At 67.4% G+C, this 9994-nt stretch carries 6 protein-coding genes; 3 read left to right on the top strand and 3 right to left on the bottom strand.

Features of this window, described 5'->3' with window-relative positions; all coding sequences use genetic code 11:
* Window positions 1–615 precede the first annotated feature (615 nt).
* Window positions 616–1311, top strand: coding sequence for a hypothetical protein (locus tag HF854_RS03015; protein ID WP_168934947.1), 696 nt, complete (start codon window positions 616–618; stop codon window positions 1309–1311).
* Window positions 1312–1392: 81 nt separating this feature from the next.
* Window positions 1393–2595: a bifunctional nucleoside/nucleotide kinase/histidine phosphatase family protein gene (locus HF854_RS03010; RefSeq protein WP_168934946.1), complete on the top strand. Its 1203-nt coding sequence runs from the start codon at window positions 1393–1395 to the stop codon at window positions 2593–2595.
* A gap of 280 nt (window positions 2596–2875) precedes the next feature.
* On the opposite strand, the gene HF854_RS03005 is transcribed toward HF854_RS03010, so the two are convergent.
* The gene (locus HF854_RS03005) at window positions 2876–3307 is read right to left on the bottom strand and encodes a MarR family winged helix-turn-helix transcriptional regulator (protein WP_006007772.1); all 432 of its coding nucleotides are present in this window, start codon (window positions 3305–3307) and stop codon (window positions 2876–2878) included.
* 181 nt (window positions 3308–3488) lie between these two features.
* Between HF854_RS03005 and HF854_RS03000 the strand changes: the two genes are divergently transcribed.
* Window positions 3489–4712 carry an MFS transporter gene (locus HF854_RS03000; protein WP_240937641.1) on the top strand — a complete coding sequence of 408 codons (1224 nt, stop codon included), beginning with the start codon at window positions 3489–3491 and terminating at the stop codon, window positions 4710–4712.
* Between the two features lie 180 nt (window positions 4713–4892).
* Here HF854_RS03000 and HF854_RS02995 read toward each other — a convergent pair whose 3' ends face one another.
* Window positions 4893–5468 carry a GNAT family N-acetyltransferase gene (locus tag HF854_RS02995; RefSeq protein ID WP_168934944.1) on the bottom strand — a complete coding sequence of 192 codons (576 nt, stop codon included), beginning with the start codon at window positions 5466–5468 and terminating at the stop codon, window positions 4893–4895.
* A 218-nt stretch (window positions 5469–5686) separates the two neighbouring features.
* Window positions 5687–9940, bottom strand: coding sequence for a translocation/assembly module TamB domain-containing protein (locus tag HF854_RS12870; protein ID WP_168934943.1), 4254 nt, complete (start codon window positions 9938–9940; stop codon window positions 5687–5689).
* Window positions 9941–9994: the final 54 nt, after the last annotated feature.

Here is a 9994-nt window from a genome sequence, read left to right as displayed (position 1 = left end):
TTTTGTGAACAAAAAGCCCCCCCGCCCCCTCGCGCTCCCCCACCCCTTCAAAAAACTTTGCTCTGGTCCGTGCGCCGGTCCCCGTCGCCGTCTCACCGGCAAGGCCATCCTTCCCTCATCATCCAGCCGGCACACGGGATGCTTTGCACTGCCAGAGCCCTGGCCGGCCTGGAGAACATCAAGCGGGCAGCCCGTATCCGCTTGTTGTTCCTCATTCCGGCAAGTTTTTGAGCCGTTCCTCCCGCCCCTGAGTCCGGATCGGCCCCGCCCTGCCGGTACTTCAACGCCCTCTGCTGCTTTCCTGTCGCCACAGTCCGGAGTCTTTCCCATCACCTGCCCCTTGCCGGTTGTCATGACAGGACTCGTCGCACCCTCCGGCAATTTGCGAAAACGCCCTGCATTCCCGGAGGGGCACCCATCCATTCCCTTTTCCGGCACGTCCCGATGTCCCCACCTTCAGACAGCGGCGGGGCCTGTCGTCCACACCCGAACAAGTTTTTTCCGGGGGTGGGGCCTGGAGAAAGGGACAGTTTTGCCCCAAAACGCCCCTTCCCCCACGAGAAACCCGCTTCCAATCCCCCGGTCGACAATGCTATCCTGCGGCAGGAGTAAATTATGCGAAACACGTCCTTCAGCCCGCTGTGCGCGGCTTTTCTGCTGCTGATGCTGTTGAGCCCCCTTGCTGCCGGTGCGGCCCAGCCCCAAAAACCCGTATCATCGCCCCTGACCATCACGGTGCAGGAGGCGGAACCCGGCCAGATGCTGCTGTTGGGCAGCAGCCCTGAAGACAGCGACCTGCGCGTGGGGGCCCTGATCTGCCGGCCTCTGGCCGAACAGGCGGTGGACAGGAAAAAAACAGGAGGCGGCCTGCGCCTGGACGTGCCGCTGGAATGGCTGGATGGCTATGTGGCGGCCCGCAGCGGCAAGGAGGATCTCCCCTTCCAGCTCTGGCAACAGGGCGAGCAGTGGACTTCCAGCCTGCCCATACGACTGCACGACGCCTGCGCCGCGGCCCCCATGTCCCGCCTGACGGAACGCTGGCAGGCAGTGCGCGAAAAGCTGTCGCGGCAAAAGCTCTCCCAGCCCTGCCGCACCTTCCGCCGGCAGGGCGACAACTGGCTGCCGCTGGTCCTCTGGTGGGACGGCTATCAGGCCTTCAAGGAAGACCGCCCCTACCGTCCCCTGGAGCTGGGGAACATGGCCGCCCAAAGCGACGCCCTGCTGGAGTGGTGCGGCAAGCATCCCGGCAAGCCGCTGAAAAAGGCCCTGGAACAGCTTGCGGCCCCCAAGGCGGCCCCTGCGGCCCGCTGACCGGCATGATGTCCGGCCCTGCCCCTCGCGCGGCCGGGCGGCTCTTGATATCCGTACAGACCAACGCCCCACAGGAGTCTCATGCACAAGCTCTATCTCGTCATGGTGGGCCTGCCCGCACGCGGCAAGTCCCGTCTGGCCCGGCGCATCTGCGGCGGCCTGGCGGCTGACGGCTTCCGTTCAGCCATCTTCAACAACGGCGACGTCCGCCGCGAACTGCTGGGGGCGGAATCCACCCTGCCGGAGTTCTATTCCCCGGACAATGCCGAAGGTCGCAGGATCCGCGAGGAGATCTGCCGGCAAAACCTGATCCGGGCCAAAGAATGGCTGAACCGGGAAGGTGACGTAGCCATCCTGGATGCCACCAACGTCAGTCGCGCACGGCGGGCCTTTATCGAAAGGACCCTCACGGATCATCCCGTGCTTTTTCTGGAATGCGTCAATGAAGACCCCGTGCTGCTCAATGCCTGCATCCGCAACAAGACCCGCTTGCCGGAGTACGCGGGCTATACCGAGGACGAGGCCCTGGCGAGCTTTGTGGGCCGCATCGGCTATTACGAAGCCATCTACGAGCCTGTGGGCAAGGAACAGTACTGGCTGTGCGTGGATACCATGTCCAGCCGCATCCTGGCGGAACAGCCCTGCGAAGGCTCCCCCTACTATCCCGCCATCCGCGAGATCGTGGTCAGCTGGTGGGTGCAGAGCCTGTACCTGGCACGGCATGGTCAGACGGAATACAACGTGCAGGGCCGCATCGGTGGCGATCCGCCCCTGACGGCCAAAGGCCGGATGCAGGCCGAGGCCCTGGCCCTGCACCTGCGCGACCAGAAACTGGACTGGGTGTTCACCTCCACGCGCATGCGCTCGCACGAGACCGCGGCGCCCCTGCTGCGCGGACGGCACGAGACCCGCGTGATGGCCTTCAAGGAATTCGACGAGATCTGGGCCGGGGATTGCGAAGGCATGTGCTACAGCGAGATCCGCGAGACCATGCCCGAGATCACGGCAGGCCGTAACGCAGACAAATACCACTACGCCTACCCGCACGGCGAAAGCTACGCCATGCTGCGCGAACGTGTGCGGCGCGGCCTGCAGCGGGCCCTGTTCCTGGCCGGTGAACTGCCCGTGATGCTGGTGGGCCACCAAGCCATCAACCGGGTCATCCTCTCCCTGTTCCTGCGCCAGCGCGAGGAGGACATCCCCTACATCAACGTGCCGCAGAACCAGTACTACCACATTTCGCTCACGCCCCGCCGCAAGCTCATCGAACGCATCAGCTACTAGAGCGGGGAACGCACGCAAGGGCACGGCAAGATGCCCGAAAGAAAGCGGCGCGGACGAATCGTCCGCGCCGCTCGTTGTTCTTTCATATCTCCCCGCAGGGAACAGGGCTCGTGCCTGTCGCATGTGCTGGTTGCAGGGACGCTGCGGGAGAGACATGGGGGGAACAGCCCTGTGCATGGCGCGAAGCCGGAAGACCTTCCCGGCCCGGCTCCATACCGTCCCTGCACGGCATGGGCAGCGACAGCTGTCCCCAAGACCTCCTGGCAGGAGGACCTGGCCCCTAGCCCTCGGTGCTGCGGTACTCGTGGGCCGAGGCCACCACGCGCTTGAGCAGGGCCTGCAGGGTGTGCTTCTCGTCCTCCGTCAGCGGGCTGGTCACCGAGGCGTCCCAGCCCCGGATGATCTCCAGCACGTGCGGGTACACGTCCAGGGCCTTCTGCGTCGGGAAGACGGCGGCCGTGCGCTTGTCCTGCGGGTTGACCTCACGCCGGATGAAGCCGCGCTTCTCCAGATGGGCCAGGGCACGGGTGACGTTGCTCTTGTTGATGTGGATGATGTCCGGCAGCTTGTCCTGGGTCAGGCCGGGCTGGCGGCAGATGTTCAGGATGAAAAGATACTGGCTGCCGCTGAGACCGTACGAAGCAAGACGCTTGTTCAGGTACATGAGGTAATGCCGGTTGGCCAGCGCGATCCACTTATAGGTCAGTTCCACAACAGCTCCAGAAAAATGATGTAGGTCACATACGTCGTTTTTTCATAGTCAGCCTTGCAGCGCCTTGCAAGGGCAAAAGCGCTCCGTCCGCCGGACAGGTTTTCTGCTTGACAAGGGAAAGCACCCGGACGTATATCGTTGCACACGCAACGGTATGGCGATATTTCGCCCAGGAATCCCTATGCCCACCCAACACAGATCCCGGCCCCGGACACAGGACCGCAGCACCGTCAGCACCGGCGAAGCCCTGCGCTCCATTTTCAACCGCAACTTCAATGTGGTCGCCTGCATCAACCTGCTGGTCATGACGGCCTACTACTTGATGTTCGTCACCAGCACGGCCTACGCGCGGGCCACCTACGGCGCCAGCCTCAGCAGCGCCGGGCTCACCGCGGGCATCATGGTCATCGGCTGCCTCATCGGCCGTTTCCTGACCGGCAACCTGCTTTCCCTGTGCGGCTGCCGTGCCATCCTTTTTGCCGGGCTGCTGCTCTATTCGGCCAGCATCGCGGCCTTTTTCTGGGTCCCCAACCTGGCCCTGCTCTTCGTGCAACGCCTGTGCATGGGTATGGGCGTGGGCATCATGGGCACGGCCACCGGTACCATCGTGGCCTATGTGGTGCCCCACCAGCATCACGGACTGGGCATCAGCCTGTTCAGCATGAGCACGGCCTTCGCGCTGGCCCTGGGGCCCTTCCTGGGCATCCTCATCTCCCAGTATTTCAGCTACACCATCCTGGCACAGACCTGCCTGGGCATCGGCCTGACCTGCATCGCCATCTTCTTCGGCCTGCACGACCTGCCGGAGATGCGCCACCGCCACCGGCCCTTCCTTGAGCTCAACAGCTACATCGACCCGCGTGTGGTGCGTTTTTCGCTGGTGGCGCTCATCACCTGCCTGAGCTACGGCTGCATCCAGGCCTTCATGACCTCCTATGCGGCGGAACGCGGCCTGACCGGCGCGGCCAGCCTTTTTTTCCTGCTCTACGCCCTGGCCGCCCTGGTGACCCGGCCCCTGACCGGTCGCCTGTTCGACCTGCGCGGCGAGAACATCATCTTCTACCCGGCCCTGCTGCTGACGGCCCTTTCCCTGACCATGATGGCCCACGCCAGCAGCAGCTGGGTCCTGCTGGCCGCGGGGCTGATCCTGGGCATGGGCTTCGGCAACTTCCAGTCCGCCGGACAGGCGGTCTCGCTCTCGCTGGTGTCCAAGTCCCGCTTTGCCCAGGCCACCACGACCTTCTTCATCTTCTTCGACCTGGGCATCGGTCTGGGGCCCTACCTGTTCGGCTTCATGATCCCCGCCGCAGGCTATGACGGCATGTACCAGACCCTGGCCTTCGTGGTCCTCGGCGCGGTGCTGCTGTACTACGTCCTCCACGGCCGCCGCGTGGCAGCCGCATAGATATCTCCTTCCCCAGAGAGACGGCATTGTCATTCTCCCGGACGATGCCAAAACGCCGGGTCCCCCCCGGCGTTTCTGTTTTTTGGGCGACCACGTCGCCGCTGTGTCCTCTGCGGGCAAAGAAAGGATGCCGCCCCCTGTTGTGACGGCAGGGATGCGAGGCCGTCGAAAGGCCATGCGTCAGGCTGTTTGCCCTGTCCCGGCGCCCCCGGCCCGCACCCGGCGCAGATGCAGGAGCGGATACGGCTGCCCCGCCCCGTCCAGCGGGGAACGCCCCACCACCTCGAAGCCCCGGCGGGCATAAAATATCCGGGCCGCCGTGTTCTGTTCGTTGACGTCCAGCAGGATCTCGGGATGGCGGCTGCCGAAATCCTCCAGCAGGGCCGTACCGATGCCCCTGCCCCGCAGGCCCGGCTCCACGAAGAGCATCTCCACCCGTTGCTCCACGCTGCCCAGAAAGCCCGCCGGCAAGCGCCCCTGAAAGGGGCGGGGTACGGCTACCGTGCCCGTCGGGAAATGGCCTTCTCCTGCCCCCGGCGCATGGTCGCTCCCGTCGCCTTCAGCGGGCGCGACCTCCAGCCAGGCCAGACGTACGCGCTCCATGGCCGGAAGATAGGCGCCCGGCAAAGCAGCCCCGATGGCCCGCAGATAGTCCTCCGCCACGAAGCCGTGCGTGGCCCGCACGTTGCGCCACCACAGGCACAGCAGATACGGCCAGTCCGCAGGACCGGCATCGCTGAAGGTCAGTCGTTCCATCCTCTATTCCTTGCAGGGACAGCACCCGCAGGAGCCTCAGGCCCGTACGCCGCAGGTGCCCCCGGATGCGTCCGCAGGCAGTGCCCGACGGCAGGCAAGGCGCATCCGGCCGGGCTTCTGACCGGGACAGCAGCGCCATCGTCTCCGGGCTCCAAGGCGCGATACGGCTGCCCATCGCAAGGGAGCGTCCGCAAGCGCCTCAGACCGTCCCGGTTCCGTCAGTAATTCATCTTCCACTGGACACCGGCGCTGGTGTTGTCCTGCTCCGTGCGGATGCCCGCCTTGCTGTGCGGGGTCAGTTCCAGTTCCATGATGACGGCGATGCTGTCCGGCTCCAGGCCCTGTTCCACGCCGAGATAGATCTTCTCGCCGATGAACTTGCCCACTTCCAGGCTGCTTTCTTCATCACCGCTCTCCTTGTCCGTGGCGGAATTGACGCGCAGCACGTCCACGCCCAGCACCGCACGGCCCAGATCCAGAACGCCCAGGCCGCCGGAGCCGAACCCGGCCAGACGTGCCACGGCGGCGGCCAGACGCAGGCTTTCGAAACGGCCCAGTTCGCTGGAGCCGCGACCGAACATGACCCGCGAGATGATCTCTTCCTGCGGCAGGGACGGCGTGCTGGTCAGTTCCAGCTTCATGCGCCGCACGGAGCCGCTGACGCGCACATCGGCCGTGATATCCGGCACTTCGTAGCGCAGGGTCACGTCCAGCAGGGGGTTGGAGACCGCCCCGCCGTTGAAGGAGATGGTGCTGGGCCGCAGGGTGAAGATCTTGGAGAGCAGGTCGAACTGCCCCCGCACCGAGCGCACGCTGCCGATGACCAGCGGATCGTTGAGGGCCCCGCGCACGCGCAGACCGGCCTGCCATTCGCTCTCCAGCCCGTGGCCGTTGACCGCGATATGCCCGGGCGCCCGGACGCTCACGTCCAGGGAGCCGTGTCCTTCCTTCTTTTCCGTGACCGGTTCCGGGGCTTCGCTGGTGCCTTCCACGGACAGGGTGGTCACGCTGCTGCCGGTAAGGCGGTTGAGATTGACCAGGGCCTCGTCGATGGTGATGTCCGCCGCCACCTGGGGCGCCATGAGCGTGCCCTTGACCGAGGCCGTGCCCGACAGGGTCGCCTGGATGTCCGCGCGCCGCAGGGGGCGCAGACGCTTCATGGCGGCATCCAGATCGAGCCTGCCGCTTTCGGGATGCAGGCTGCCCGCGGCCGTCACCAGGCCGCCGCGCCCGTCGCTCATGGAGGCCTCCACACGCACGGGCTCCAGCTTCAGGCCCTTGCCGCTGCCCGCCGTCACCGAGGCCTTGATGTCCGTCAGCAGGATGCCCAGGGCCAGGTCCTCATACCGTCCGCCCGCGACCTCCAGCCGCCCCTTGGCCGTAGGCACGGCAAGGCTGCCGGCCAAGGCCAGATGCATGTCCAGGCGTCCGGTCACGCGGCGGTCGGCCACCGGCACCAGACGCCAGAGCGGGGCAAGGTCGCCCTGCCAGTCCAGACGCCCGGAAAGCGGGGCCGTCATGTCCGGCAAGGGCAGGCCGTTGGCGGAAAAATGCAGGGGCAGGCGGACTTCCAGACCGGCCTGCTCCGCTCCCAGGGCCTGCCGGGTGGAGGGAGGCAGTTCCAGCCGTGTGTCCAGACGTCCTTTGCCGTTGCTGCCGCCCAGCTTGCCCGTCAGGGCCAGATCCAGCGGCGGCAGAGAGCTTTGCGGGACTTCCAGTCGCCGCACGTCCAGCCGGAAGGTCCCGGCAGGGGCCGCGGGACTGCCGTGCAGGCGGCTCTGGAAAGCCAGCGCGGCCGAAGGCAGGCCCGGCACCACCGCCCGCCACGGGGCAAGATCCATGCTGTCCAGCGTCAGGCGCACATCCATGGCCGCGGGTTTCAGGCTGGCCGTGGCCCGTACCCGCCCCGCAGGCGCGATGCGGGCATCCAGACCGCGCAGGGAAAGACCGTCCTTGTCCAGCACCAGGGCCGTCCCTGCCTGCAGGCGCAGGCCCACGCCCTGCTTGAGATGCAGGTCACACACGGGGATCTCCAGCCTGTCGCCCTGCCAGCGGAGGCGCAGCTTGGCCCGAATGGCTCCGGCGCAGGCCAGTTCCGCTTCCAGCGGGGTCGCCAGTTCGCCCTTCAGGCCCACGAGCACCCGCTCCAGCCGCAGACCGGCCGCATGGAGCTGGCGCACGTCCAGACGCTGTTCCAGCTTTCCCCGGCCGAAAATATCGTCGATGCGCAGATGCTGGTGCAGCTCGCGCAGCAGCAGGCGCTCGCCTCCCCTGTCGTGCAGGCGGAGGAAGCCCACATCGGCATCCAGACTGAACCACTGTTGCCAGTCCTGGCTGCACAGGAAGGCCGGATCGGCCAGCCCGGCCACAGCCGCCAGCGGAAGTTCCTCGGCTTTGTCCGGGGCACACGGCAGACCGCCCGCACGCAGCATCAGACGGACAGGCCGGTCATCCTTCTTTTCCAGGCGCAGGCCCGGCGACCAGTAGTCCAGCACCCGGCCCAGCGCGGCCCAGTCTTCTATCTCGCCGTACAGCGAGGCCCACAAACGCGGCCTTGTCCCGGGATCGGGGAACAGCTGTGCCAGCAGCCGCGCAGGGACAAAATCGCTGCCCACGATGGCCGGGGCCGAAGGGACGGGGGCTGCGGCGGCATCCGCAGCAGAGGCAGGAACAGGGGCCGCCGGAAGGACCGCTGCGGGCTGTCCGGCCGTATCCACAGGAGCCGGGAGCGTCCCGGCCTCTCCCACCGCAGGGAGCGGGGCCTGCTTTTCCGCCGAAGCAGCAGGAACGGCAGGTATCTCCTGCGGGGCATCGGGCAGCAGGGCCAGCAGGGCCCCATCCAGACGGGCACCGGCGCCGTGCAGCTCCAGCTGCGGCAGGCCCAGCAGCCAGGCCGCGCCGTCATGCCCGGCCCGCAGGCGCAGTTTCGTGGAGATGTGGTCTTTTCCGGTGCGCACCTGCAGGGAGAGCGGCAGTTCCACCTTGCCTTTGGCAGCCAGCTGCGGCCACGGCAAAGCCTCTCCGCCTGCCAGCAGGGAGAGATCGTTGACGGCATGCCCGCCCAGATCCAGCGTGGCGCAGGCCAGTTCCAGACGGGGCTCGGGCGCACCGGGACTGCCCTTCACGCCGATGTCCAGACGCAGGGCGTCGCCCAGGGGTGCCAGCAGGGCCCGCGCTTGGGGCAGCAGGGCCGCCGCATCCGCAGCAGAAGACACGGCAAGCGAGCAATCCAGCGCCAGCGGCGAGGCCAGCACATCCGCAGCGGTCGCAAGCTCCAGCGTCCCCTGACCGCGCAGCCGCACGGCCCCGGCATCCGCCTGCAGGCTCTCCAGCGCCAGCACGGGACGCTCACCGGGCTGCAGGGCCAGTTCCACCCGCAGGGACGACGCCTGCCCGGGCGTCAAAAGCAGAGCCAGCGGCGCGGGCAGCCACTGTCCTGCCGCTTCCGTCAGGAGGGGGGCCGTATCCGTGTTTTTTTCCTGCGCAGGAACAAGACCGGCTTCTTGTGCCGGGGCCGCCGCCGGAGTCATCCCGGGCGCTGTCACACCGGATCCGGGAGCGGGCGCAGCGGCGGAAGGCGTCTCCTCAGTGGCCGGAGCAGCGGCTGCCGCTGCGGACGCCAGCTGCCACGAGGCCCGGAGACCGGCCCGGGCCGTGGTCCCGCTCAGGGAAAAATCAGCTTCGGCTGTCAGGCGCAGCGAGACCTCCAGCCCCTCACCGACGCGGAGGGCGCTTTCCACGGCGGCCACAGCCACGGACAGGAGCGGCGCCGGGAGGGCCCCGGGCGTCATCGCCTCTTGTGCAGGGGCAGACGCAGTGACGGCAGGGGCCGGAGGCGTCTGGCCATCCGCAGGCACACTCCCCGCTCCGGCCGAAGCAGCCGCGTCCTGAGCTGCCTGCCCGGAGGCATCCACCAGCGTGCCGGACGAACTGCCGTCCAGCACGGCCGAGCCCAGCCACAGGCCATCCAGCGCCACTTCACGCACATGCAGGGAAGGCAGCCAGCCCGGCAGGGAGGCCGTGATGTCCAGCGCGCTCCTCAGGGCCGTCTCCACTCCGGCCAGCGTCTCGGCCAGCGGCGGGGAGGGCTCGTCGGGGGAAGGAGGCAGCTGGGGCAGGCGATACAAAGAGGGGTGTTCCAGGCGCAGGTCGAGCGAGATGCCGGGCGGGAAGACGGACAGGCCCACGTCCACACGCGCCCGGGGCACATCCAGCCAGAGGCCCCCGGCATCACGCAGGCGCAGGGCGCATTCCATCTCCAGCGGCAGGGCCCCCTCCAGACGGATCAGCTCCAGGGAAAGGCCCTGTTCGGCCAGGGGCGGAGCCAGCAGGGCGTCGGCTTCCTGCCGCAGCCAGTCCTGTCCGCCGGGCGTACGCAGCCACCAGACCGCTCCGGCCCCGGCCAGCAAAATCAGGAGCACGAACAGCAGCAGGCACGGCAGGACACGGCGCCGGAAAAAGCTCCTGCGCACGGGCGCTGCCCCTTCCGAGGGAGCAGGGCCCGACGGACCGCCGTCAGGGACAAC

It is taken from the genome of Desulfovibrio piger (assembly GCF_012843875.1).
Classification (GTDB): domain Bacteria; phylum Desulfobacterota; class Desulfovibrionia; order Desulfovibrionales; family Desulfovibrionaceae; genus Desulfovibrio.
Note: the sequence above shows the minus strand (reverse complement) of the source record. Positions and strands in the feature narration are given on the sequence as shown.

Bases quoted from the DNA above. Each gene is read 5' to 3' on its own strand.
- HF854_RS03015 (WP_168934947.1), top strand. From the start codon at position 616: ATGCGAAACACGTCCTTCAGCCCGCTGTGCGCGGCTTTTCTGCTGCTG.
- HF854_RS03010 (WP_168934946.1), top strand. From the start codon at position 1,393: ATGCACAAGCTCTATCTCGTCATGGTGGGCCTGCCCGCACGCGGCAAG.
- HF854_RS03000 (WP_240937641.1), top strand. From the start codon at position 3,489: ATGCCCACCCAACACAGATCCCGGCCCCGGACACAGGACCGCAGCACC.
- HF854_RS02995 (WP_168934944.1), bottom strand. From the start codon at position 5,468: ATGGAACGACTGACCTTCAGCGATGCCGGTCCTGCGGACTGGCCGTAT.